The following is a 24,109-nucleotide window of genomic DNA, read 5'->3' as shown; positions in this document are numbered from 1 at the left end:
CGATGGCGGCGCTGAGCCTGGGATTGGTCGGCTGGGCATTCGGCGGTCCGGTGGGCGGGCTGCTTGGCACGCTCGCCGGCAGCCTGATCGACCGCGCGATTGCCGGCACCAAGGAAAACCGGGCCGAGGGCCCGCGCCTCGAAAAACTGTCGGTGATGAAGGCCTCCGAGGGTGAGGCGGTGCTGCGGACGTTCGGCCGGATGCGACTCGATACGCAGCTGATCTGGGCGAGCCGGTTTCGCGAAGTGGCCAGCTCGGAGACGGTCGGCGGTGGCAAGGGCGGCACGCCAAGCCAGCAGACGACCACGACAACGTACAGTTACTACATATCGATCGCTGTCGGGCTGTGCGAAGGCCCGATCATGGGCATCGGCGCGATCTGGGCGGATGGCAACCGGCTCGACGTCTCCAAGCTGACCTGGCGGCTGTACTATGGCGACGAGGCTCAGGGACCCGATCCGAAGATCGAAGCGGTCGAGGGCGCCGGCAGGGTGCCGGCGTTCCGCGGACTGGCCTACATCGTCTTCGAAGAGCTGCCGCTGGAGCAATTCGGCAATCGCATTCCGATGATCTCGGTGGAAACCATTCGGCGGCCGCGTCGCGACCGTCCGCAGCTTGAAGAGCTGTTGAAGGGCGTGTCGATGATCCCTTCGCTGGGCGAATTCGCCTATGCGACCGACACCGTCTACAATGCCTTGTTTGCCAACAGCGATGCCCAAAATCGCTACGCCAACGCCGCCAAGGCGGATTTCCTGGTCGCTCTCGACCAGCTGCAGACCGTCGCGCCGAACATCAAGACCGTGTCGTTGGTCGTAGCATGGCACGGTACCGACCTGCGCTGCGGCAACTGTCAGATCAAACCGAAAGTCGAGGCCGGCTTCAAATTCACCACACCCTGGAGCTGGCAGGTCAGCGGGATCGACCGCGAGTCGGCGGAAGTGGTTTCGCGCGATGCCGTCGGCGTGCTGCTCGGCGGCGCGCCGGCGGACCGCTCGGTGGTGCAGGCCATCACCGAACTCAAGGCGCGTGGCTTGCGGGTGGTGCTCTATCCCTTCGTGATGATGGACGTGCCGCCGGGCAACCATCTGCCCAATCCCTACAGCGACAACGCGGCCGGCGTCGGCCAGCCGGCATTTCCGTGGCGTGGCCGGATCACGTGCTCACCGGCGCCGGGCTTTGCCGGCACGGTGGACAAGACGGCGACAGCAAGCGCGCAGGTCGCGGCATTCTTCGGCTCCGCGGCGGCGTCGCATTTCGGACCGTGGAGCGGCGACACCATCGCCTACAGCGGCCCATCGGAATGGTCGTATCGCCGCATGGTGTTGCACCTCGCCAAGCTGGCCGTAGCGGCTGGCGGGGTCGACGCATTCCTGATCGGGTCCGAGATGATCGGCCTCACCACCATCCGTTCCGGCGCGGGCTCGTTCCCTGCGGTCGATCGATTAGTGACACTGGCTGCGGACGTCAAAGCGATCGTCGGCGGCTGCAAGGTCGGCTACGCCGCCGACTGGACGGAATACGCCAACTATCGTCCGCGCGATGGCAGCAACGACGTCTACTTCCATCTCGACCCGCTATGGGCGTCGAGCGCGATCGATTTCATCGGAATCGACAACTACATGCCGCTGTCGGATTGGCGCGACGGCGATCACATCGACGCCGCAGAGGCACGCTCGATCTACGATCGGGACTATCTGCAGTCGAACATCGAAGGCGGCGAACTCTATGATTGGTATTACGCGTCGGCGGCGGACCGGACCGCCCAAGTCCGCACAGCGGTGACCGATACCGCCTATGGCGAGCCCTGGGTGTTTCGCTACAAGGACATCAGAGGATGGTGGCTGAGCCCCCACCACAACCGCCCCGGAGGCGTCCGCAGCGCAGCTTCGACCGCGTGGCAGCCGCAATCCAAGCCGGTGTGGTTCACCGAATTCGGCTGTCCCGCGATCGACCGCGGCACGAACCAGCCTAATGTGTTTTACGACCCGAAATCGTCGGAGAGCTTCCTCCCATATTTCTCGCGCGGCCGCCGCGACGATCTCAGCCAGCGCAGCTATCTCGAGGCACTGATCGAATATTGGGACCCTGCCGCCGGCCGCAATCCGACCTCGGCGGTGTATCACGCACCGATGATCGCCACGGATTGCTGCTACGCCTGGACCTGGGACGCGAGACCATACCCGCAGTTCCCGGCGCAGAGCTCGGTGTGGCGCGATGGCGGCAATTGGCGCCGCGGCCATTGGCTGACCGGCCGCCTCGGGCTCGCGCTGCTGCCCGACGTCGTCGCCGACCTGACGCGTGGCCTTGGCGTCGAGGTCGATGTCTCCGCGCTTTACGGCGTCGTGCGCGGCTACACGATCGACGCGATCATGAGCGCCCGTGCGGCGCTATCGACGCTGATGACGATCTACATGTTCGACGCGGTCGAATCCGGCGGTCGAATCAGGTTCATTCACCGCGGCGGCCCGGTCGTCGCCAGCTTCACCGCCGACGATCTGGCCGACGGCAACCAGCGCGACGTCGGTGGTTTTTACACGCTGACGCGGGCGCAGGAGACCGATCTGCCGCGCACCGCGCACCTCAAATTTCTCGATCCTGACAACGACTACCAGGTCGCCGATGTCTACGCGCGACGGCTACGGGGATCGAGCCAGAAGGCGATCGAGATCACGCCGGCGATCGCTTTGGACCCGGCGGAGGCTCAGGGCATTGTCGAGGTCCTGCTGGTCGATGCCTGGGTGATGCGCGAAGCGGCGCAGATCACGCTGCCGCCGTCGGCCTACGCGCTGGAGCCCACCGACATGATCGAGCTGGTGCTGAACGGCCGCAGGGCACAGCTGCGGATCGAGCAGCTCGGCACCGATCAGGGACGGGCAGCCGTGCTGCGCCGGAGTGACGCCGCCACCTATGTGGCGACCGAGGGCGTGCCGCGGCCGCGATTGTCGACGTCTCGGGCCGAACCGGGTCCGGCGGTGCTGAAGATCATGGACCTGCCGATGCTGACCTCGGCCGACAGCCCGGGCCGCCCGCGGCTCGCCGCTTTCGCCGAGCCCTGGGCCGGCGTCGCGGTGTATCGCTCGCCGACGACCACCGGCTACGTGCTTGACCAGCTGTTGCCGAACGCATCGACGATAGGTCTCACTACTGCGCCGCTGTTCTCAGGGCCGCTGTGGCGGTGGGATCGGGTCAACGGCCTTTATGTACAAGTGCCGACCAGCAAGGCGCTGGCGTCGGCCGATGAAGCGCTGATTCTGTCGGGCGCCAATGCCTGCGCGGTGCAGAACGGCGACGGCGAATGGGAAGTGCTGCAGTTCGCCGCGGCCGAATTGATTGGTGCAGGTCTCTACCGATTGACCAATTTGCTGCGCGGCCAACTCGGGAGCGAATCCGCGATGCGCGATCCGGTGGCGGCCGGCGCTGCCTTCGTGTTGCTGGATTCCGCTGTCGTTCCCGCCGGCGTCAGCGCAGGCCAGCGCGGCGCGCCGCTGAATTGGAAATGGGGACCGGCAGGCCGCGCTATCGACGACGAGGCTTATCGGACCACCAATGTCAGTTTCAGCGGCATCGGCTTGCGACCCTACGCGCCGGCGCATCTGCGCGGCCTATGGCGCAGCGATGGCGGCATCGAGATCGGCTGGATTCGCCGGACCCGGATCGATGGCGACAGCTGGGACGCGCTGGAGGTGCCGCTCGGCGAGGAGACCGAAAGCTACCACGTCGAGATCCTGCATCCCGCAACCGGCGCCGTGGTTCGCACGGCGAGCACCGCGTCGCCGAATTTCGGCTATGCCGCAGCGATGCAGATCACCGATTTCGGGGCGTTGCAGACCACCTTGAAGCTCCGGGTTTTTCAGATCAGCCCAAGCTACGGGCGCGGCGCCGCGGCGACCGCGCAACTCTACGACGACAGGAGAGCGTGACGATGACCAGTTCGCCTCATCTCGGCATGCCGTTGATCGCGGCCAGCCAGGCGCAGAAGCACGTGACTCACAACCAGGCCATCATCGTGCTCGACTCGGTTGTCCAGCTGTCGGTGAAGGACTCGATCCACGCCGCGCCGCCGGCGTCGCCGGCCGAAGGCGACCGCTACAAGGTCGCGTCCGGTGCGACGGGCGCTTGGGCCGGCTGGGATCTGAACATCGCGCTGTTCACCGACGGTGCCTGGAGCAAGATCGTGCCGCAGAACGGCTGGCTGTGCTTCGACGAAGCTTCCGGCGCGTTCACGGTCAAGACCGCTGCGGGCTGGATCGATCTCAGTGCATCGAGCGGTTTTCTGACGATGCTGGCGGCCGGGACGGTGAAGAAGCTCGGCATCAACGCCGCCGCGGACACGACCAATCGCCTGACCTTGAAGTCCGACGCCGCGTTGTTCACCCACGACGACGTCACGCCGGGCACCGGGCATCTTCGCCTGACGCTCAACAAGAGCGCGGCGGCCCGCGATGCGTGCTTTGTATTCCAGGACGGCTACAGCACCCGGGCGCTGTTCGGCTTGCTCGGCGACGACAACTTCACCGTCAAGGTGTCGCCCGACGGCTCGACATTCCGCACCGCGCTCACGGTCGACAGGTCGACCGGCAGGGTCACTTGCGAAGCGCACGCCAAATTCTCGGCGTGGTGCAATTTCGGCCAGAACTACGCCGCCGGCGCCTGGCAGGAGCTGTACGCCAACAACACCCGACACAACGACAAGGCGGCGTTCGCCTCGGTCGGCAATGTCGGCATCTTCACCGCGCCGATCGCCGGCTATTTCATGTTCGGCCTCGGCGCTACCTTCGAGACACCCGGCAGCATCCCTACCAAGATGCAGATCGGCCTGTCGGTGAACAACGCGGCGCCGACCCCCGACACCGTCACCTCGACCGGCGACGCCGCCATCACCAGCGGCAAGACCTCCTGCGCCACCACCGCCTGCCTGAAGCTGGCGGCCGGCGACACGGTGCGCGGCAAGATCCTGTTCACCGGCAACACCGGCCGCGTGCTGGCCGACGAAAACTATTTCTGGGGCGCCCAGCTGCCGTGAACCGCGCTTCAACCCCGCCTGAAAGGCCCCAAACTCGACCTCAGACCCCACTGACATCCGAACTTGCGCACCAAGACATTCGAATTTGCGCGCTACAGTTCGGCGGCGGCTTGGCCGCGCCGGGGCGCGCGCTCCGAGCCGCGCAGCAGGGGCGGTCCCGGATGTCGCTGCGCTCATCCGGGCAACGGCCGCGTGCGGTGCTCCTGGATTTCGCTTCGCTGCATCCAGGCTACAGGCCGACCACTCAGATTCCGCCGTGACCGGACGGTGCTTTTGCGCTAGGCACGGCCTCAACCTCCGGAGCGCCTGATCGATGAGCCGTCGTACCAAGAAACCCCTCGCCAAACGTGGCGCTAGCGGCGATCGCCCCAAAGGCGGCGCCAAAGCGGCCGGCCGGCCGGCGAAGGCGGGTGCGGCCAAGGCCGGGCCGGTGCGCGGCAATCGCGGCGAGGATGGCCGTCCGCTGTCGGCGCGGCCGGTGCGCAAGCGATCTGAACGGCCTGCCGCCGAGCGGCCGAGCCCCGAGCGCTTTGCCGGACGGTCCAGCGCGGCGCCGCGTCCGCGGCCCGAACCTGTGCCGGCGCCCGAAGCCGCCAAGCCTGACGCGCCGCTGCCGACCAAGGTCGAGACCGTCACCGTAACCGCCGACGAGAACGGCATGCGGGTCGATCGCTTCCTCGAGGCGCGGTTTCCCGGGCTGTCGTTCTCCCACATCCAGCGCATCGTCCGTAAAGGCGAGCTGCGGGTGAACGGCAAGCGCGCCGACTCGAAGGATCGGCTCGAGGAGGGCCAGAGCGTCCGAATTCCGCCGCTCAAGCTCGACACGCCGAAGCTGCCCGGCCATCTGTCCGAAGCCGAACAGAAGACGCTGGTGGCGCTCAAGGAGATGACGCTGTTCGAGGACGCCGATGTGCTGGTGCTGAACAAGCCGGCCGGCCTCGCGGTGCAGGGCGGCAGCGGCACCACCAAGCACATCGACCAGATGCTTGAGGTGATGCGCGACGCCAAGGGCCAGAAGCCGCGCCTGGTGCATCGCATCGACAAGGAGACCGCCGGCTGTCTGCTCGTCGCCAAGACCCGCTTCGCCGCCACCGCGCTGACCGGCTCGTTCCGCCACCGCTCGGCGCGCAAGATCTACTGGGCGCTGGTCGCCGGCGTGCCGAAGCCGAAGCAGGGGCGGATCTCGACGTATCTCGCCAAGGACGAGAGCGAAGAGGATTCGATCATGCGCGTCGCCAAGCACGGCGACGACGGCGCCAGCCACGCTGTCACGTACTACGCGGTGGTCGAGACCTCCGGCCAGAAGCTGGCCTGGGTGTCGCTGAAGCCGGTGACCGGCCGCACCCATCAGCTGCGCGCCCACATGGCGCATATCGGCCACGCCATCGTCGGCGATCCGAAATATTTCAACATCGAGAACTGGCAGTTGCCCGGCGGGCTGCAGAACCGGCTGCACCTCCTGGCGCGCCGCATCGTCATCCCGCATCCGCGCGGCGGCGTCATCGACGTCTCGGCGCCACTGCCGGCGCACATGCTGCAAAGCTGGAACCTGCTCGGGCTGGAGCACGACCGCTTCGATCCGATCGAGCATGCGCCGGAGGAATGAGCCGACGCGCGCCAGTATGGCTTGCGCGAGCGGCGGGCGATCACGACATGCACGCCATGAAAAGGATCGCTTCAGTTCTTCTTGTGTTTGCGCTGATCGCCGCCCCCGGCGCCGCGCTGGCGCAGCTGTCGCCGGGGCCGCTGCCGACCACGCTGCCGCCGCCACCTCCGCCGCCGCCGCCACCCCCCGTGGTGGTACCGGCGGTGCCGCAGCTCGACGCGCCGCAGCCCACCCCCCGGGCCCAGCTGCCGACCCGCAGCCGCCGCTCGTTCGGCGACCGCGTCGTGGATTGCCTCAGCGACGGCAATGCCGCGCAGCTCTCCCCCAACGACCGCGCCGCCTATTCGCGCGCCTGCGCCAATCAGTAGGGCGCTCAGCAAGGATACTAGCCGATGCGTGACCTCATCGACGACGTCGCCGGCAAGTCACAACTCGAGCCGGAAGAGGCGGTGCGGCGCACCTCGCGCACGGCGCTGCCGAAGAAGTTCTACACAAGCGCCGAAGTAGCAGAGACGCCGGACGGCTTCGCGATCACGCTCGACGGCCGCCCGGTGAAGACGCCATCGCGCAACGCGCTGGCGGCGCCGACACGCGAAATCGCCGACGTCATCGCAGCCGAATGGCAGGCGCAGGGTGAGCACATCGATCCGATGACGATGCCGATGACGCGGCTCGCGCACAGCGTGCTCGACGGCGTGGTCGGCCGCATCGACGAGGTCGCTTCCGACGTCGCCAATTACTTCGGCTCGGATCTGCTGTTCTATCGCGCCGGCCATCCCGAAGGTCTGGTCGCGATGGAGGCGCAGCACTGGGATCCGGTGTTGTATTGGGCGGCGAGCGAGCTCAACGCGCACTTCATCCTCGCCGAAGGCATCATGCACGTCGCGCAGCCGGAGCCGGCGATCGCTGCGGCACGCGCGGCGATGCCGCAGGACGCCTGGTCGATCGGCGCCTTTCACGTGGTGACGACCATCACCGGCTCGGCACTGCTGGCGCTGGCCTTGGCGAAGGGCGAGCGCGACGCCGATCAGGTCTGGGCCGCCGCGCATGTCGACGAGGACTGGAACATCGAGCAGTGGGGCCTCGATGACGAAGCCGCCGCACGCCGCGCCGCACGATCGATCGAGTTCAAGGCCGCTGCCCAGGTGCTCGCGGCATTGCGCGGAAGTTAACGAGGGGTTTACGGCGATCAGGTAGCCTCGGTCGGATTGTCGCGCGGCGAAGGGGTGCTCATGGCGATCTCCGTCAATCCGAACCTGCCCCTCGTCGCTCTGCAGGGCATGACGGCCGACGTCACGTTGCAGCCCGGCGCGGTGGTTCAGGCCAAAGTGCTGGCGGTGCTCGACGGCAATCAGGTCCGCATCGCGATCGGCGGCCAGACCGTCGAGGCAACCACGCAGGTGCCGCTGCAAGCCGGCCAGACGCTGCAGGTCGCTGTCTCACAAACCGATCAGGGCGTCCGCCTTGCGATCGTCAATCAGCCGGTGACGACCAACGCGCCGGCCAATCTTGTCGCGACGAGCGCTGCGCTGGAAACGGTCACGCTGGCGCCACAGGCCGCGCCGAGCGTCGTGCCGACCAGCAGCGGCCTGACGCCGCTGCAGGTTGCAGTCGTCAGCAACGCAGCGCAGACCGCGGCGACGCAGCAGACCGGGCTGTCGTCGCTGTTCGCCAATCTGGACGCCATCGCCGACGTCGCAAGCTTGCCGCAAGCGGTGCGTCAGGCGGTGGCGCAGCTGCAGTCGCTGCGCACCGCGCTGACACCGGCGCTGACCGGCGCCGACATCCAGCGCGCGGTGCAGAGCTCGGGCATTTTCCTCGAAGCGTCGCTGGCGAGCGCACAGCCGGCGACGGCCGGCATGGATATGAAGGCGGCGCTGATCGTGCTGCGCCAGGTCCTCGGCAGCGCGCTCGGCGGCACGGCGGCGGCGAATGTCGCCACGACGCCGATGCCGACGCCGCTGCTGCAGAACGGCCAGCTGCTGGCGCAGACCACGCTGCTCGCCGCGCAGAACGATTTGCTCGCTGCCGACGCCGACACGACGGCACGACCCGCCGCGCCGTTCATTGCCGCCGACCGCGCGACCACTGCGCCGACGCTGGCGGCGATGACGATGACGACCGCGCCATCCGCGACCGAGACGGCCGAGCAGACGATGCTACGCAGCGTCATTGATCAGCTCAGCGATGTCAGCGCACCGCCGACCACGACGAAAGCGGCAACCGCCGGCACCGCCGAGACGCCGAGCGCGCTGCTTGTCGCGGTACAGAACAGTCCGCAGACGGCGGCGATGCTGGCGAGGACCGGCTTCGCCGCCAACCCGTTGCTGCTGTCACTGCTGAACGCGACCAGCGGCGCCCGGATCGGCAGGGTCGACGACGACGCGGTGGCGCGCACCAACACGCCGCCGCCGCCGATCGCCGGTGCGTTGCCCGCGGCTCAGCCGGTGATGCCGGCGAGCCTCGATCCGCATACTCCGCTCGACACCGCACTGCGCCGGGTGTTGGCCGAGACGGAGGGCTCGCTGGCGCGGCAGACGCTGCTGCAGGTCGCCTCGCTGCCCGATCGCAGCGACGGCGCCGCGCGATCCGATGCGCTGCAGCCGCGCTGGAGCTTCGAGATCCCGTTCACTACGCCGCAAGGCACGGCGGTGGCGCAGTTCGAAATCTCGCGCGACGGCGAGGAGGCGCAGTCCGCGGCATCGGCGAGCCGGGTGTGGCGTGCGCGGTTTTCACTCGACGTTGAACCGGCCGGCCCGGTGCACGCACTGATCTCATTGCAGGGGGAGAAGACGTCGGTGAAGATGTGGGCGGAGCGGCCGTCCACCGCGGCGCAGCTCCGCGCCGGCGCGGTCCAGCTCACCACCGCGCTCAGCCGCGCCGATCTCATTCCCGGCGACATCATCATTCGCGAAGGATCACCGAACGCGCCGCCCCCGGCCGGCGCCGGGCATTTTTTGGATCGCGCGCTATGACGATCGACGTCAAAAACCCGGTCGCGGTCGCGCTCCACTACGATCGGTCCGGCGCGCCGCGTGTGGTCGCCAAGGGCAAGGGCTCGATCGGCGCCAAGATCATCGAGGTCGCCAAGGCCAACAACGTTCCGATCGAGGAAAACGAGGTGCTGGCCGGCGCACTGTCGCACGTCGAGCTCGGCGACGAGATTCCGGAGGAGCTGTACAAGGCCGTCGCCGAAGTACTGGTGTTCGTGCTGAAGCTGTCGGGCAGGGCGCCGAGATAACTTTTCGTCATTGCGAGCGGAGCGAAGCAATCCACTCCGGTGCACTGCGCTTCCGGATTGCTTCGCTGCGCTCGCAATGACGAGAGACCTTTGTACTTCGTCTCGCCATCGTTTCACCATGAGCTGCGCGCATCTTCCTCGCTTTGCTGATCTTGAGGATATCGTCTTGCTGACCCGCCGCACCACCCTCGGCCTCTGCGCCGCAACGCTGATCCCGCCGCGAGCCTTCGCCGAAGTGGCGCCGCCGCGCAGCGAAATCCGGGCCAGCCTGGCCAAGCGGTTCGCGGACGAAGGCACGGAAGGTACGTTCGTCGGCTACAAGACCAACGATTACTTGATCATCGCCAGCGACGCGCAGCGCTCGGGTGAAGCGTTTCTGCCGGCCTCGACCTTCAAGGTGCCGAACTCGCTGATCGCGCTCGAGACCGGCGTCGTCGCCGATCCCGACAAGGACGTGTTCAAGTGGGACGGCGTCACCCGCAGCATTGAAGGATGGAATCGCGATCACACGCTGCGCAGCGCGATCGCCGCATCGGCGGTGCCGGTGTATCAGGAGATCGCGCGGCGGATCGGCGCCGAGCGGATGCAGAAATACGTCGATCTGTTCGACTACGGCAATCGCAACATCGGCGGTGGCATCGATCAGTTCTGGCTGACCGGCGATCTGCGGATCGACTGCATTCAGCAGATCGACTTCCTCGACCGGCTGCGCCGTCGCGTGCTGCCGATTTCGAAACGCAGCCAGGATCTGGTCGTCGACATCCTGCCGGTGACCAAAGTGGGCGACGCGACGATCCGCGCCAAGTCCGGGTTGCTCGGCGCCGAGCGTGGACAGCCGTCGCTCGGCTGGCTGGTCGGCTGGGCCGAAAAGGGCGATCAGCAGACGGTGTTCGCGCTGAATCTCGACACGCGCGAGCCACGTCATGTCGCCAGCCGCATGACGCTGGCGCAGCAACTGCTCGGCGATATCGGGGCGATCTGATCGCTCAGGTCGTCGGCGCGGCGGCCGCCTTGCGCCGGCCGATGCGGCCGAGATGGGTGTCGTGGAAGCTGGTGCCGTATTTCAGCCCGTAGCCGAGCATGCGGTCGAAGCCGATATGGGCGAGCCAGATCAGCGCGATCGTGCCGGCCAGCGGCCACAAAATCACGATGCCGGCCATCGCCAGCAGCAGCGGCGCGATCGTGGTGTGCAGCGCATTGTAGATCAGCGAGCCGGCGCGCGGCCCAGCCAGGTAGCCGAGAAAGCCGAGATCGGGCGCAAAGAACAGCAGCGCATACAGCTCCCACGGCGAGTCGGAGATGATGTAGAACAGCGTGGTGCCGAAGAACAGCGCTGCGCCTTCGCCGCGCAGCAGTGACGTCATGCCGCCCGTCGCTGCGCCGGGATTGTTCGGGTCGATGGTGCGCTCGGTCATCGCGGCCTCCTCAAAGGGCTCGCGGTATAGGTCGGTTTGCTGCGCCGCGCCATCGCGCTTTCGCATTCTTCCGATGCAGTTTTGGCGGCGCAGGCGGCCCGCGCATCTGCAAACCGGTTGCGGCGGCGGCGAAACGCTCCGAAAGGGCTATTCCGTTGCCGCGCCAAGGCGGTTTCGTCGCCCCGAAACCGTGCTAGAAGGCCTTGATTATCGGGGCGATCCGGGGGCACAAGTCCGGTAACGCCTTGCGGCAGACCAACGACATCAAGAAGCGCGGCTGAAATCCCATGAAACACATCCTAGAAGCACTCGACGAACGCCGGGCAGCGGCCAAACTCGGCGGCGGCGAGAAGCGCATCGACGCGCAGCATTCGCGCGGCCGCCTGACGGCGCGGGAGCGGATCGAGCTGCTGCTCGACAAGCATTCGTTCGAGGAGATGGACATGTTCGTCCAGCACCGCTCGACCGAATTCGGGATGGAGAAGACCAAAATTCCGGGAGACGGTGTGGTCACCGGCTGGGGCACGGTCAACGGCCGCAAGGTGTTCGTGTTCGCCAAGGATTTCACCGTGTTCGGCGGCTCGCTGTCCGAGACCCACGCGGCGAAGATCACCAAGATCCAGGACATGGCGCTGAAGGCCCGCGCGCCGATCATCGGCCTGTACGACGCCGGCGGCGCGCGCATCCAGGAGGGCGTCGCGGCCCTCGCGGGTTACTCCTACGTCTTCCGCCGCGTGGTCCAGGCCTCCGGCGTGATCCCGCAGATCAGCGTCATCATGGGCCCCTGCGCCGGCGGCGACGTCTACGCGCCGGCGATGACCGACTTCATCTTCATGGTGAAGAACACCAGCTACATGTTCGTCACCGGCCCCGACGTGGTCAAGACGGTGACCAACGAGGTGGTGACGCCGGAAGAACTCGGCGGCGCCTCGGTGCACGCCACCAAATCCTCGATCGCCGACGGCGCCTTCGAGAACGACGTCGAGACGCTGCTGCAGATGCGCCGGCTGGTCGACTTCCTGCCGGCCAATTCGTCCGAAGGCGTGCCGGAATGGCCGAGCTTCGACGACATCGAGCGCGAGGACTTTTCGCTCGACACGCTGATCCCGGACAATCCGAACAAGCCCTACGACATGAAGGAGCTGATCCTCAAGGTCGTCGACGAGGGCGATTTCTTCGAGATGTCGGAGGCGTTCGCCAAGAACATCATCACCGGCTTCGGCCGCATCGCCGGCCGCACCGTCGGCTTCGTCGCCAACCAGCCGATGGTGCTGGCCGGCGTGCTCGACAGCGACGCGTCGCGCAAGGCGGCGCGGTTCGTGCGGTTCTGCGACAGCTTCAACATCCCGATCGTCACCTTCGTCGACGTCCCGGGCTTCCTGCCGGGCACCGCGCAGGAATATGGCGGGCTGATCAAGCACGGCGCCAAGCTGTTGTTCGCGTTCTCGCAATGCACCGTGCCGCTGGTGACGCTGATCACCCGCAAGGCGTACGGCGGCGCCTTCGACGTGATGGCGTCGAAGGAAATCGGCGCCGACATCAACTACGCCTGGCCGACCGCGCAGATCGCCGTGATGGGCGCCAAGGGCGCGGTCGAGATCATCTTCCGCCAGGACATGAACGACCCCGACAAGATCGCGGCCCGTACCAAGGAATACGAGGACCGCTTCCTGTCGCCGTTCGTCGCCGCCGAACGCGGCTACATCGACGACGTCATCATGCCCCACGCCACCCGCCGCCGCATCGCCCGCGCGCTCGCGATGCTGCGCGACAAGAAGATGGAAATCCCGGCCAAGAAGCACGACAACATGCCGTTGTGAGTGGTGATTTCAATTCATCGACTTCGCGGTGAGGAGCAGTTCACGTGCGAAGAGAATCTCAAACTGTCATGCCCGGCCTTGTGCCGGGCATGAACGTTCTAGGCCGGTAGCCCGGATGAGCGTAGCGATATCCGGGGCGCTTTCAGTACCCGCATGTCGCTGCGCTCATGCGGGCTACAGTGAGATCGTTGCTACGCGGCCTTCGCTTTGATCGGCTTGATTAGCTTGAGCTCTTCCGCGCTCCGATCCTCCGCCACTTCGAGATCGTGCTGCGCCTGTAGATTCATCCAGAACGCCGGCGTCGTGCCGAAGTACTTAGCCAGCCGCAGCGCAGTGTCGGCCGTCACTGGCGCTTCTTGGCGGGCGAGGCGTTCGATGCGGGTGCGCGGCACGCCGCAGGCTGCGGCGACCGAGTAGGGCGTCAGCTGCATCGGGGTCAGAAATTCTTCGCGGAGGATTTCGCCGGGGTGAACCGGGGAAAGCTTCTTCGTCATCTTGGCCTCCTTAGTGATAATCGATGATTTCGACGTCCTCCGGGCCGGAATCGGTCCAGCGGAAGACGATCCGCCACTGATCGTTGATCCGGATCGAATGCGAGCCCCTCAACACGCCTTTAAGCGGCTCAAGTCGATTGCCGGGCGGGATAGCAAGATCATCCAGAGCACTGGCCGCGTTCAACTGAACGAGTTTTCGCCGAGATACGGAAAGCAAATCGGCCGGAAATCCTTTTGGTGCACGGCGTTCGGAGAAAATAGCCCCAGCGAACTTTCCTCGAAAGCTGCGGATCATGTCGTCTGCTCCGAGAGATGACGAACGTATCGCGGTACGATACGTTCGTCAAGTCGCGTGTGCTGGACGGAGTGGGCATCGTCCTCGTTGCAACCCGTGTGCTTCTCCGTCAAAATCATCGCCGCCGCGTCCTCACAGGTCCCATTTCGATGATCCGCCTCGTCCTCGCCCTGCCGCTGCTGACAGTGGCGACCATGTTTGCCCATGCCGAAGAGCGGATGCTGCTGACGCCACCGAAGGGGTTCAAGGTCGTGGCGGAGTCCAGCACCGACAAGACAAAGACGACCGTGCTGGTGCCGCAAGGGCAGAGCGTCGCGAACTGGACCGAGAAGCTGTCGACACAGGTGCTGTTCAAGCAAACCGACGAGGCGCCCGAAGTCTTCCGCGCGCGGGCCGAAAAGGCGGCGCTTGCCGAGTGTCCGGGCGCGAGCTTCGAGAAACTGAAGGGCGGCACCGAGAACCTGTATCCGGTCGCGGCCTGGATCGAGACCTGCGCCAAGCCGAAAGACGGCGGGGCGCCGCTGCAGACCTGGACAAAGGCGGTGCAGGGGCGGGAGAACTTCTACGTTCTGCAGAAGTCGCAGCGCTATACGCCGGGTGCCAAGCAGCTCAAGGCGCTGACCAAGCTGTTCGACGCGTCACGGGTTTGCGACACGCGTGTGCCGGGTCAGCGCTGCCAGCAAAAATAGCCGGCTGCGCGCGGTCTGATCCAGATCAGGTTGGCGCGGTTGCGTCCGTGCTACGGGGGCTTTGGAATGTTCGTGCCTTAGCAACTAGCCGGCGTCGCGGGAGACCGGCTGACGGCGATCATCGGAGCGAGCGACATGACGTTTCCGTGGCATCTGGTGGGACTGGCGCTGCTGATCAGTCTCGCCGTATCGGCCGCCGGCTTCCGCCGGGTCTATTACTTCGTCAGCCTGTGCTATGCCGGCGCGATTGCGGCGCAGGCACTGGTGTTCATGGTGGTGTTCTACGCCAGTATCGAGGGGTGGGTGCTGCTGATGATGCTGGTTCTGCTCGCCTACGGTGTCCGTCTCGGCGGCTTCCTGGCAATGCGTGAGCGCAATCCCGTCTACGCCAGCGAACTCGCCCGCGCGGAGCGACGCACCGCGGATGTTCAGCTGTGGCAGAAGGGAGCGATCTGGCTCGGCGTCAGCCTGCTGTTCACGCTGCTTTTCCTGCCAGCGCTGCTGGCCGCCTCGCTGCAGGCAGAAGGCGTCTGGCCGGCGTCGACGCCGCTCGGCGTGATGCTGATGACCGCCGGGCTGGTGATCGAAAGCGTCGCCGACTGGCAGAAATATCAGTACAAGCAGGCCGACCCGGGGCATTATTGCGACACAGGCCTGTACCGGATGGTGCGCTGTCCGAATTACTTCGGTGAGATGCTGTTCTGGTTCGGCGTCTGGGTGGCGGGGCTATCGGCCTACACGTCAGGCGCCGCATGGCTGCTGGCGACGCTGGGGCTGCTCTACATTCTCGGGCTGATGACGGCTGCCGCTGCTGGGCTGGAGCGCAAGCAGGACGATCGCTACGGCGCGCTGCCTGCGTATCAGGAGTACGTGCGGACCGTGCCGATCCTGTTTCCGATCACGACGCTCTACACGCTGCGCAGGCTGCGGCAGGCATTTGGCCGATGACAGCAAAAAGCCCCGCCGAAGCGGGGCTCGAATGCTCGTTGGATGCTGCCGATTAGTAACGGCGCAGGCAGCGACCGCCGCGCCAAAAATAGCCGGGCGGACAAACGCGCGGCGCAACAACGCGCGGCGGGACGACGACCACCGGCGGGCGGCGAACCATCGGACGACACCGGCCCATCGGTCCGCGCGCCCAACCCGGGCCGCAGCCCTGCGCCACCTGGATGACATCAGCGCCGCTGCCGGCGCCGAGCGGTGCCACCGGCATGGCGCTCGCGGCGCTGGCTGCACCGAGCGCGGCTGCAAAGCTGGCTGCTGCGATCAACATCTTCATCGGATTTTCCTCTTTCGGCCGCGAAGCGGCTGGTGAAACTTCCGCCGCCAAATCGTCGGCGAGCGGTGCGCCCCAGGTTCCGCTTAGCCGATTCGACCCTGCGCAGCATGGTCAAACCTCGCCTGCGGTCGCATTGCCGCAACGCAAAACGGCGGATTCTGGTGCATCCGCCGTTTGCTGATCGATTGGCCGGGACTACTTGGGAGCGTTATCGCGATGAATTTCGCTGCCGCTGGGCTGGCTCGAGGGCGGCGATGCCGTCGTGGCCGGCGAGGGCGCAGAGCCCGTGGTGACGCCCGCTTGTCCGTTGACGCGCGGCCCTGGATCGCTTGCTGCGGGGGTTCCCTGCTTGGCCTGCGCTTCCTGCGCCGCGGGGCTGAGCGGCGTATCCGGTACGGTGGTCGCAACCGGCGCTGTCTTCGGATCCACTGCGGTCGAGTTCATTCCGTAAAATACGGCGCCGAACAGTAAGGCGATCGCAGCCGCGAATGCGACGATCCGGCCGGTCCCGATCCGTCCTTCGCGCAACTCCGGATCAATCTGCAGATCGGAATCAAAGCGCGACGCGTTGCGCGGCTCGGCACCGGTGGGATCGTTCGGGTCTTGCAAGTTTGCTTGCGCCATGCAGTTCCTCCTTTCCGTTTCGGGTCAATCCCGAGCGGCCTCATCTGTTCCGCCGTGGTCGCGGACGCGCCAGTAGAGACATCTTCGTTCTCGTAGAACGCCCTGCACGCACGAAATCGTAAGCACCGGGCGCAGAACGGATCGAAAGCTGCAAATAAGCAGGGCGGAGCTGCGTCGCGGCTTTTTGTGATGCGCCAGCGATATAAACCGCTAGACTGATTCCAAAGACCGCAGCAGCGGCAACGGTTGCGCGGTCGAAACGCTCTATGAGGGCCGTATGGGAATCGACCAGGGACCGATCAGTCTCGACCAGAAATACACGCAGCATTCGGGCCACATCTTCCTCACCGGCATTCAGGCGCTGGTGCGGCTGCCGATGGCGCAGGTTCGGCGCGATCGCGCTGCGGGCCTCAACACCGCAGGCTTCGTCACCGGCTATCGCGGCTCGCCGCTCGGCGGCTATGATCAGCAGCTGATCGCGGCGCGGCGGCACCTCGAAGAGTACAACGTCAAATTCCAGCCCGGCGTGAACGAGGACCTTGCGGCCACCGCGATCTGGGGCACGCAGCAGCTCAATCTCTCGCCCGGCGCGCAATACGACGGCATCACCGGGATCTGGTACGGCAAGGGCCCCGGCGTGGATCGCTGCGGTGACGTCTTCCGTCACGGCAATGCCGCCGGCTCGGCGAAAAACGGCGGCGTGCTGTGCCTCGCCGGCGACGATCACGGCGCCAAGTCGTCGACTGTGCCGCATCAGTCCGACCATGCCTTCATGGCGGCGTTGATGCCGTATCTCTATCCGTCGTCGATCCATGAGATCATCGAGATGGGGCTGCTCGGCATCGCGATGTCGCGCTACTCCGGCTGCTGGGTCGGCATGAAGGTGATCACCGAGACGGTGGAGACCACCGCGGAGATCAACCTCGCCGACGAGATGACGCCGTTCGTCATTCCGAGCGATTTCGAGATGCCGCCGGGCGGCCTCAATCTGCGCTGGCCTGACGATCGCTACGATCAGGACCGCCGGTTGCAGGACTACAAGGGCTTCGCCGCGATCGCCTTCGCGCGTGCCAACAAGGTCAATCGCATCACCATGGATTCGCCGAACGCGCGGTTCGGCATCATGGCTTCGGGCAAGAGCTACGAAGACGTGCGCCAGGCGCTGCGCGAACTCGGCATCGACGAGCAGGTCGCGGCCCGCATCGGCTTGCGGCTGTACAAGGTCGGCATGCCGTGGCCGCTCGAGCCGGAAGGCGTGCGCGAGTTCGCCCGCGGGCTCGAGGAGATCTTCGTCATCGAAGAGCGCCGCGAGATCGTCGAGAACCAGGTCAAGCAGCATCTGTTCGGCCTGCGCGAGCGTCCGCGCGTGATCGGCAAGATGGACGAGCACGATCATCGCCTGCTGCCGTTCGCCCAGGAGCTCAGCGTCGCCAAGGTCGCAACCTCGGTAGTCGACCGGCTGCTGGCGATGGAAATCGATCCGACCATTGCCGAGATGCTGCGCGCCAGGGCCGACTGGTTCCACGGCCGCGACGCCTCGCAGGTTCAGAACGTCGTGCCGTTGATACGCACGCCGTATTTCTGCTCGGGCTGCCCGCACAACACTTCGACGAAAGTGCCCGAAGGCAGCCGCGCGCTGGCCGGCATCGGCTGTCACTTCATGTCGCTGTGGATGGACCGAAACACCGAAACCTTCACCCACATGGGCGGCGAGGGCGTGCCGTGGGTCGGCATCGCGCCGTTCACGGAGGAGAAGCACATCTTCGCCAATTTGGGCGACGGCACGTACTTCCATTCCGGCTCGCTGGCGATCCGCCAGTCGATCGCCTCCAAGGCGAACATCACCTACAAGATCCTTTACAATGACGCGGTGGCGATGACCGGCGGTCAGCGCCACGACGGCGATCTGTCGCCGCAGCAGATCACCTATCAGCTGCATTCCGAAGGCATCCGCGACATCTATCTGGTGTCGGAAAATCCCGACGCTTATCCAGCGGATAGCATCGCGCCGGGCACGCGGACGCGGCATCGCGACGAACTCGACGCGGTGATGAAGGAATGCCGCGATATCAAGGGCGCCTCCGCGATCGTGTTCGTGCAGACCTGCGCGGCCGAGAAGCGCCGCCGTCGCAAGCGCGGCACAATGGAGGATCCGGCGCGCCGGGTGATGATCAACGCGGCCGTGTGCGAGGGCTGCGGCGATTGCTCGGTGCAGTCGAACTGCATCTCGGTCGAGCCGCTGGAGACCGAACTCGGCCGCAAGCGCACCATCAACCAGTCGAGCTGCAACAAGGATTACTCCTGCCTCAAGGGCTTCTGCCCATCCTTCGTCACCATCGACGGCGGCCAGCTGCGCAAGCGCGTGCCGGTCGATCTCGGCTCGCTCGGCGATCTGCCCGAGCCGGCGTTGCGTCCGGGGCTCGACAAGCCCTACAACGTCGCGGTCGGCGGCGTGGGCGGCACCGGCGTGCTGACGATCGGTGCGCTGCTCGGCATGGCAGCGCATATCGAGGGCAAAGCCTCGATGATCCTCGACATGTCCGGCCTGGCGCAAAAGGGCGGCGCGGTGCTGAGCCATGTGCGGCTGTCGGAGAAGCCCGAAGAGGTCACTTGTTCGCGCATCGTCACCGGCTCGGCCGACGTGCTGATCGTCGCCGACGAGGTGATGGCGATCTCCAAGGAGACGATTTCGCTGTGCGACAACGGCCGCACCCACGGCGTCGTCAACACCCATCTGATCCCGATCGCGGACTTCATCCGCAATCGCGATTTCGATTTCCAGACCCGCAAGGTCAACAGCGTGCTGACCGCGGCGCTGACCAAGGACTCGTCGTTCCTCGACTTCACAAAGGCGGCCGAAACGCTGCTGGGCGACGCCATCGCGACTAACATGATGATGATGGGCTTTGCCTATCAGCGCGGTCTGCTGCCGCTCTCCGCCACGGCGATTGAGCAGGCGATCGAACTCAACGGCGTGTCGATCAAGATGAACGCCCAGGCATTCCGGCTCGGCCGTCTTGCCGCCGCAGATCCGGAGCGGCTCGCGACGCTGCTGCAGGGTGCCGGCAGCCCGGCCGCGCCGAAGACCCAGGGCGAAATGTCGCTCGACGAGATCATCGCGCATCGCAGCGCGATGCTCACCGACTATCAGGGCAAGCGGCTGGCGCGGCGCTACGCCGATCTGGTCGCCAGGGTCCGCGCCGCCGCCGATGCCGGTGGCTACGACGAAGCGCTGCCGCGCGCGGTGGCGATCAACTACGCCAAGCTGCTCGCCTACAAGGACGAGTACGAAGTGGCGCGGCTGCTGACGCTGCCGTCGTTCGAACAGCAGATCAAGGATCAGTTCGAGGGCGACTACAAGGTCAGCTTCAATCTGGCGCCGCCGATCCTTCCCGGCAACGACGTCACCGGCCGGCCGAAGAAGCGGCAGTTCGGTGAGGGCATGCGCCCGGTGTTCAGGGTGCTGAAGGCGCTGCGCTTCGTCCGCGGAACGCCGATCGACGTGTTCGGTTATCACCCCGAGCGCAAGCTCGAACGGCAGCTGATCGCCGACTACGAGGCTGACGTCGCCAGCGTGCTGCAGCTTCTGTCGCCGGCCACGCTGCAGACCGCGATCGACCTGCTGTCGATGCCTGACCTGATCCGCGGCTACGGCCCGATCAAGCAGAAGTCGGTCGACGACACCAAGCCGCGTTACCAGGAGCTGCGTTCGAACCTCCGCGATCCGCAGCCAGCGCCGCCAAGGCAGATGGCGGCGGAGTAGTTCCGCTCGAACCTCTCCACGTCATTGCGAGGAGCGCAGCGACGAAGCAATCCAGCGCCGTGCACTGCGCTGGATTGCTTCGCTGCGCTCGCAATGACGGGGTGAAGTCTGCATTCCATCTCGCGGAAATTCCAAGCCTCCGCGAACACGCTTGCCAAGGTCCTCTGGAGCGGTCAGAAAAACCAACCGACCAAACGCCAGCGGAGAACTGCGTTGACCATAAGAGGCAAGGCCTACATTGCCGGCATCTACGAACATCCGACGCGCCACGCGCCTGACAAATCCATCGCCCAGCTGCACGCCGAAGTCGCCAAGGGCGCGATTGAAGACGCCGGGCTGACCAAGGCCGACATCGACGGTTACTTCTGCGCCGGCGATGCGCCGGGCGGGGTGATGGCGATGGTCGATTATCTCGGCCTCAAGGTTCGCCATTTCGATTCCACCGACACCGGTGGTTGCTCCTATCTGGTTCACCTCGGCCATGCCGCCGAAGCGATCGCCGCGGGCCGCTGCTCGGTCGCGCTGATCACGCTGGCCGGCAAACCGCGCACCGGCGCGCTGCCACCGCGCCCGATCGGAGCGGAAGGTGATTTCGAGCTCGCCTACGGCGCCACTACGCACAACGTCTATGCGATGTGCGCGGCTCGCCACATGCACGACCACGGCACGACGTCCGAACAGCTCGCCTGGATCAAGGTCGCGGCGTCGCATCACGCGCAGTACAATGAGCATGCGATGCTGCGCGATGTCGTCACCGTCGAGGACGTGCTGAATTCGCCGATGATCGCCGACCCGCTGCATCGGCTCGACTGCTGCGTCGTGACCGATGGCGGCGGCGCGCTGATCGTCACCACCGAGGAAATCGCGCGCAGTCTGAAGCGGCCGCTGGTGCGGATGATCGGGGCGGGCGAGGCGATCAAGGGACCGCGCGGCGGCAAGGATCTCGATCTGACCTATTCGGCCGGCGTCTGGTCCGGGCCGGCGGCGTTCGAGATGGCCGGCGTCACGCCGAAGGATATCAAATACGCGTCGATCTACGACAGCTTCACCATCACGGTGCTGATGCAGCTCGAAGACCTCGGCTTTTGCAAGAAAGGCGAGGGCGGCAAGTTCGTCGCCGACGGCAATCTGATCTCGGGCGTCGGCAAGCTGCCGTTCAACACCGACGGCGGCGGCCTGTGCAGCAACCATCCGGTCAATCGCGGCGGCATGACGAAGCTGCTTGAAGCGGTGCGTCAGCTGCGCGGCGAGGCGCACCCCAAGGTGCAGGTGCCGAACTGCGATCTCGCTTTGGCTCACGGCACCGGCGGCATGCTCGGCATCCGCCACGCCGCCTCGACCTGCATTCTGGAGCGCGTGTGATGAACAGCCCCGTGAAATATCCGGCGCCGCAGGGCAATCCGGAAACCAAGCCGTTCTGGGATGCGGCGAGCGAAGGCAAGCTGCTGATCAAGCGCTGCATGGCCTGCGGCGAGGCGCACTACTTTCCGCGCGCGCTGTGCCCGTTCTGCTTCTCGGACCAGACGGTCTGGGAAGAAAGCAAGGGCGAGGGCGAGATCTACAGCTTCAGCCTGATGCGAAAGTCGGCGACCGGGCCTTACGCGATCGGCTACGTCACGCTGCGCGAAGGCCCGTCGGTGCTGACCAATTTCGTCGATTGCGAGTTTTCGGCGCTGAAGATCGGCGGCAAGGTGAAGGTGGTGTTCAAACCCAGCGACGGCGGCGCGCCGCTGCCGTTTTTCACGGTGGCCTAGCCGCGCTCGTCATTGCGAGGAGCACTCGGATCGGCGCAACGCGCCGTCCGAGCACAGGCTCCGCGACGAAGCAATCCAGCCACGGTGTTCGGCGCTCTGGATTGCTTCGCGGAGCCTGTCATCGGGCGGCGCAGAGCGCCGACCCGGTGGCTCGCAATGACGGCGAGGCCGCGTTCTTCGTCAAAGACATAAACAAAGGAGAAGCCGATGTCGGCCCGCTATGACGAACTGATGGCCCTGACTGCCAAAGGTCAGAACTACACCTACACTGATCGCGACGTGATGCTGTACGCTTATGGCGTCGGCATGGGCGCTGACCCGATGAACGAGCAGGAACTCGCCTTCGTCAACGAGGCGACCTACACCGAGCGGCCGCTGAAAGTGGTGCCGACCTTCGCGTCGGTCGCGGCGTGGGGCGCGGGGCCGGGCGAGATGAATCTCAACCGCCTGCTGGTGGTCGATGGCGAGCGCGACATCACCTTCCATCGGCCGATGCCGGTGGCGGCGAACATCACCGCCGATTCCAGCGTCGTGCAGGTCTACGACAAGGGCAAGGACAAGGGTGTGGTGATCCGTCACCAGACCGTGCTGCGCGATGAGAGCGGCACGGAGCTCGCCACGCTGCTGGCCTCGCGGTTCGCCCGTGGCGACGGCGGTTTCGGCGGCCCTGCGCTGGAACAGCCCGAGCCGCACAAGATGCCGAGCCGCGCGCCGGATCGCAGCATCGACATCTCGACGCGGCCCGACCAGGCTCTGATCTATCGGCTGTGCGGTGATCGCAACCCGTTGCATTCCGATCCCGAATTCGCCGCCAAGGCCGGCTTTCCGCGGCCGATCCTGCACGGCATGTGCACCTACGGCATCACCTGCCGCGGCGTGCTGCAGACCTATGCGGACTACGACGCGGCGGCGTTCAGGCAGCACGCGGTGCGGTTTTCGTCGCCGGTGTATCCGGGCGAAACCGTGACGATGGATCTGTGGAAGGACGGCGACGTCATCTCGTTCGAGGCACGGGTGAAAGCCCGTGACGTCACGGTGATCAAGAGCGGACGGACCGTGCTGGGCTGACGCTCGCTTTTGCAAGGTGGCAGACTTCCGTGGTCGAGGGTGGTATCGGTGCTCGCACTTCCTGAAGAAAGGCCGACTCCATGAGACTCACCCCCGACGCCGCCGGCACGTTCGCCATCGCCCCGACTCCGTTCCACGACGACGGCCGGATCGACGAGGCCTCGATCGACCGGCTGACCGACTTCTATGCCGAAGTCGGCTGCGACGGCATGACGGTGCTCGGCATTCTGGGCGAGGCGCCGAAGCTCGACGCCGCCGAGGCGCAGGCGGTGGCGACGCGGTTCGTCAAGCGCGCCAAGTCGCTGCAGGTGATCGTCGGCGTTTCGGCGCCGGGCTTTGCCACGATGCGCGCGCTGGCGCGGGCGTCGATGGACGCGGGCGCGGCCGGCGTGATGATCGCGCCGCCGCCGAGCCTGCGCACCGACGAGCAGATCACCGGCTACTTCCGCCAGGCCGCTGAAGCGATCGGCGACGACATTCCGTGGTGCCTGCAGGACTATCCGCTGACCTTGTCGGTGGTGATGACGCCGAAGGTGATCCGGCAGATCGTGATGGACAATCGGTCCTGCGTAATGCTGAAGCACGAGGACTGGCCGGGGTTGGAGAAGATCACCAAGCTGCGCGCTTTCCAGAAAGACGGCTCGCTGCGGCCGCTGTCGATCCTCACCGGCAATGGCGGACTGTTCCTCGACTTCGAGATGGAGCGCGGCGCCGACGGTGCGATGACCGGCTATTGCTTCCCCGACATGCTGGTAGACGTGGTCAAGCTGTCCAAGGCTGGCCAGCGTGATCTGGCGCACAATCTGTTCGACGCGCATCTGCCGCTGATCCGTTACGAGCAGCAGCAGGGCGTCGGCCTCGCCGTGCGCAAATACGTGCTGAAGAAGCGCGGTATCCTTGCCTCGTCGGCGCAGCGCAAGCCGGGCTCGGTCCTCACCGATACAGCGCGCGAAGAAGTGGACTATCTGCTGTCGCGTTTGGCGCACACCGACAAGCGCGCGGATTTCGAACCACGCGTCAAAGCTGCGGAGTAACTGA

22 protein-coding genes are annotated in these 24,109 nt (G+C 65.9%); 17 read left to right on the top strand and 5 right to left on the bottom strand.

What is annotated here, in order from left to right:
* Window positions 1-2 precede the first annotated feature (2 nt).
* From D4Q52_RS14615 to blaOXA, 8 genes are all read left to right on the top strand, one after another.
* Window positions 3-3,920: a baseplate multidomain protein megatron gene (locus tag D4Q52_RS14615; RefSeq protein ID WP_119857307.1), complete on the top strand. Its 3,918-nt coding sequence runs from the start codon at window positions 3-5 to the stop codon at window positions 3,918-3,920.
* Window positions 3,921-3,922: 2 nt separating this feature from the next.
* Window positions 3,923-5,023 (top strand): DUF2793 domain-containing protein, encoded by a 1,101-nt coding sequence (locus D4Q52_RS14610; protein WP_119857306.1) that lies wholly within the window; start codon window positions 3,923-3,925, stop codon window positions 5,021-5,023.
* Window positions 5,024-5,336: 313 nt separating this feature from the next.
* Window positions 5,337-6,629: an RluA family pseudouridine synthase gene (locus D4Q52_RS14605; protein ID WP_119857305.1), complete on the top strand. Its 1,293-nt coding sequence runs from the start codon at window positions 5,337-5,339 to the stop codon at window positions 6,627-6,629.
* Between the two features lie 56 nt (window positions 6,630-6,685).
* Window positions 6,686-6,997, top strand: a complete 312-nt coding sequence (locus D4Q52_RS14600) for a hypothetical protein (RefSeq protein ID WP_349627412.1) — start codon at window positions 6,686-6,688, stop codon at window positions 6,995-6,997.
* A gap of 24 nt (window positions 6,998-7,021) precedes the next feature.
* Window positions 7,022-7,801, top strand: a complete 780-nt coding sequence (locus D4Q52_RS14595; RefSeq protein WP_119857303.1) for an ATP12 family chaperone protein — start codon at window positions 7,022-7,024, stop codon at window positions 7,799-7,801.
* Between the two features lie 60 nt (window positions 7,802-7,861).
* Entirely contained in the window at window positions 7,862-9,604 is a 1,743-nt protein-coding gene (locus D4Q52_RS14590; RefSeq protein WP_119857414.1) for a flagellar hook-length control protein FliK, read from the top strand.
* A complete protein-coding gene (locus tag D4Q52_RS14585) occupies window positions 9,601-9,870 on the top strand; it encodes an EscU/YscU/HrcU family type III secretion system export apparatus switch protein (protein WP_119857302.1) in 270 nt (89 codons plus the stop codon). The genes D4Q52_RS14590 and D4Q52_RS14585 overlap by 4 nt, the downstream gene beginning before the upstream one ends.
* Window positions 9,871-10,036: 166 nt before the next feature.
* The gene (blaOXA, locus tag D4Q52_RS14580) at window positions 10,037-10,852 is read left to right on the top strand and encodes a class D beta-lactamase (protein WP_119857301.1); all 816 of its coding nucleotides are present in this window, start codon (window positions 10,037-10,039) and stop codon (window positions 10,850-10,852) included.
* 4 nt (window positions 10,853-10,856) lie between these two features.
* Here blaOXA and D4Q52_RS14575 read toward each other — a convergent pair whose 3' ends face one another.
* Window positions 10,857-11,285, bottom strand: coding sequence for a DUF4260 domain-containing protein (locus tag D4Q52_RS14575; RefSeq protein WP_119857413.1), 429 nt, complete (start codon window positions 11,283-11,285; stop codon window positions 10,857-10,859).
* A gap of 287 nt (window positions 11,286-11,572) precedes the next feature.
* On the opposite strand from D4Q52_RS14575, the gene D4Q52_RS14570 reads away from it, so the two are divergent.
* Entirely contained in the window at window positions 11,573-13,105 is a 1,533-nt protein-coding gene (locus tag D4Q52_RS14570; RefSeq protein WP_119857300.1) for an acyl-CoA carboxylase subunit beta, read from the top strand.
* A 191-nt stretch (window positions 13,106-13,296) separates the two neighbouring features.
* Here the strand turns inward: D4Q52_RS14570 and D4Q52_RS14565 are convergent, their stop codons facing one another.
* Both D4Q52_RS14565 and D4Q52_RS14560 read right to left on the bottom strand, forming a co-directional pair.
* Window positions 13,297-13,599 carry a HigA family addiction module antitoxin gene (locus D4Q52_RS14565; RefSeq protein ID WP_119857299.1) on the bottom strand — a complete coding sequence of 101 codons (303 nt, stop codon included), beginning with the start codon at window positions 13,597-13,599 and terminating at the stop codon, window positions 13,297-13,299.
* A gap of 10 nt (window positions 13,600-13,609) precedes the next feature.
* Window positions 13,610-13,894 carry a type II toxin-antitoxin system RelE/ParE family toxin gene (locus D4Q52_RS14560; RefSeq protein WP_119857298.1) on the bottom strand — a complete coding sequence of 95 codons (285 nt, stop codon included), beginning with the start codon at window positions 13,892-13,894 and terminating at the stop codon, window positions 13,610-13,612.
* Window positions 13,895-13,911: 17 nt separating this feature from the next.
* Between D4Q52_RS14560 and D4Q52_RS14555 the strand changes: the two genes are divergently transcribed.
* The gene (locus D4Q52_RS14555; RefSeq protein ID WP_234831205.1) at window positions 13,912-14,583 is read left to right on the top strand and encodes a hypothetical protein; all 672 of its coding nucleotides are present in this window, start codon (window positions 13,912-13,914) and stop codon (window positions 14,581-14,583) included.
* Window positions 14,584-14,718: 135 nt separating this feature from the next.
* Window positions 14,719-15,531 (top strand): DUF1295 domain-containing protein, encoded by an 813-nt coding sequence (locus tag D4Q52_RS14550; protein WP_119857296.1) that lies wholly within the window; start codon window positions 14,719-14,721, stop codon window positions 15,529-15,531.
* Between the two features lie 52 nt (window positions 15,532-15,583).
* Here the strand turns inward: D4Q52_RS14550 and D4Q52_RS26770 are convergent, their stop codons facing one another.
* The gene (locus tag D4Q52_RS26770; RefSeq protein ID WP_119857295.1) at window positions 15,584-15,862 is read right to left on the bottom strand and encodes a GCG_CRPN prefix-to-repeats domain-containing protein; all 279 of its coding nucleotides are present in this window, start codon (window positions 15,860-15,862) and stop codon (window positions 15,584-15,586) included.
* Here D4Q52_RS26770 and D4Q52_RS26500 point away from each other — a divergent pair.
* On the top strand, window positions 15,795-16,043 hold the full coding sequence (locus D4Q52_RS26500; RefSeq protein WP_182915319.1) for a hypothetical protein: 249 nt from the start codon (window positions 15,795-15,797) through the stop codon (window positions 16,041-16,043). The two genes, D4Q52_RS26770 and D4Q52_RS26500, sit on opposite strands and share 68 nt — an antisense overlap.
* Before the next feature lie 14 nt (window positions 16,044-16,057).
* On the opposite strand, the gene D4Q52_RS14540 is transcribed toward D4Q52_RS26500, so the two are convergent.
* Window positions 16,058-16,486, bottom strand: coding sequence for a hypothetical protein (locus D4Q52_RS14540; RefSeq protein ID WP_119857294.1), 429 nt, complete (start codon window positions 16,484-16,486; stop codon window positions 16,058-16,060).
* A gap of 277 nt (window positions 16,487-16,763) precedes the next feature.
* Between D4Q52_RS14540 and D4Q52_RS14535 the strand changes: the two genes are divergently transcribed.
* From D4Q52_RS14535 to D4Q52_RS14515, 5 genes are all read left to right on the top strand, one after another.
* On the top strand, window positions 16,764-20,249 hold the full coding sequence (locus D4Q52_RS14535; RefSeq protein WP_119857293.1) for an indolepyruvate ferredoxin oxidoreductase family protein: 3,486 nt from the start codon (window positions 16,764-16,766) through the stop codon (window positions 20,247-20,249).
* Window positions 20,250-20,462: 213 nt separating this feature from the next.
* On the top strand, window positions 20,463-21,611 hold the full coding sequence (locus D4Q52_RS14530; protein ID WP_119857292.1) for a thiolase domain-containing protein: 1,149 nt from the start codon (window positions 20,463-20,465) through the stop codon (window positions 21,609-21,611).
* On the top strand, window positions 21,611-22,003 hold the full coding sequence (locus D4Q52_RS14525) for a Zn-ribbon domain-containing OB-fold protein (protein ID WP_119857291.1): 393 nt from the start codon (window positions 21,611-21,613) through the stop codon (window positions 22,001-22,003). Before D4Q52_RS14530 ends, D4Q52_RS14525 begins: the two co-directional genes overlap by 1 nt.
* Before the next feature lie 207 nt (window positions 22,004-22,210).
* Window positions 22,211-23,071 (top strand): MaoC family dehydratase, encoded by an 861-nt coding sequence (locus tag D4Q52_RS14520; protein WP_119857290.1) that lies wholly within the window; start codon window positions 22,211-22,213, stop codon window positions 23,069-23,071.
* An 80-nt stretch (window positions 23,072-23,151) separates the two neighbouring features.
* Window positions 23,152-24,105: a dihydrodipicolinate synthase family protein gene (locus D4Q52_RS14515; protein WP_119857289.1), complete on the top strand. Its 954-nt coding sequence runs from the start codon at window positions 23,152-23,154 to the stop codon at window positions 24,103-24,105.
* Window positions 24,106-24,109 lie beyond the last annotated feature (4 nt).

Source organism: Rhodopseudomonas palustris (assembly GCF_003591005.1).
In the GTDB taxonomy this organism is placed as follows: Bacteria; Pseudomonadota; Alphaproteobacteria; order Rhizobiales; family Xanthobacteraceae; genus Rhodopseudomonas; species Rhodopseudomonas palustris_K.
This window is presented reverse-complemented; position numbering and strand designations above follow the sequence as displayed.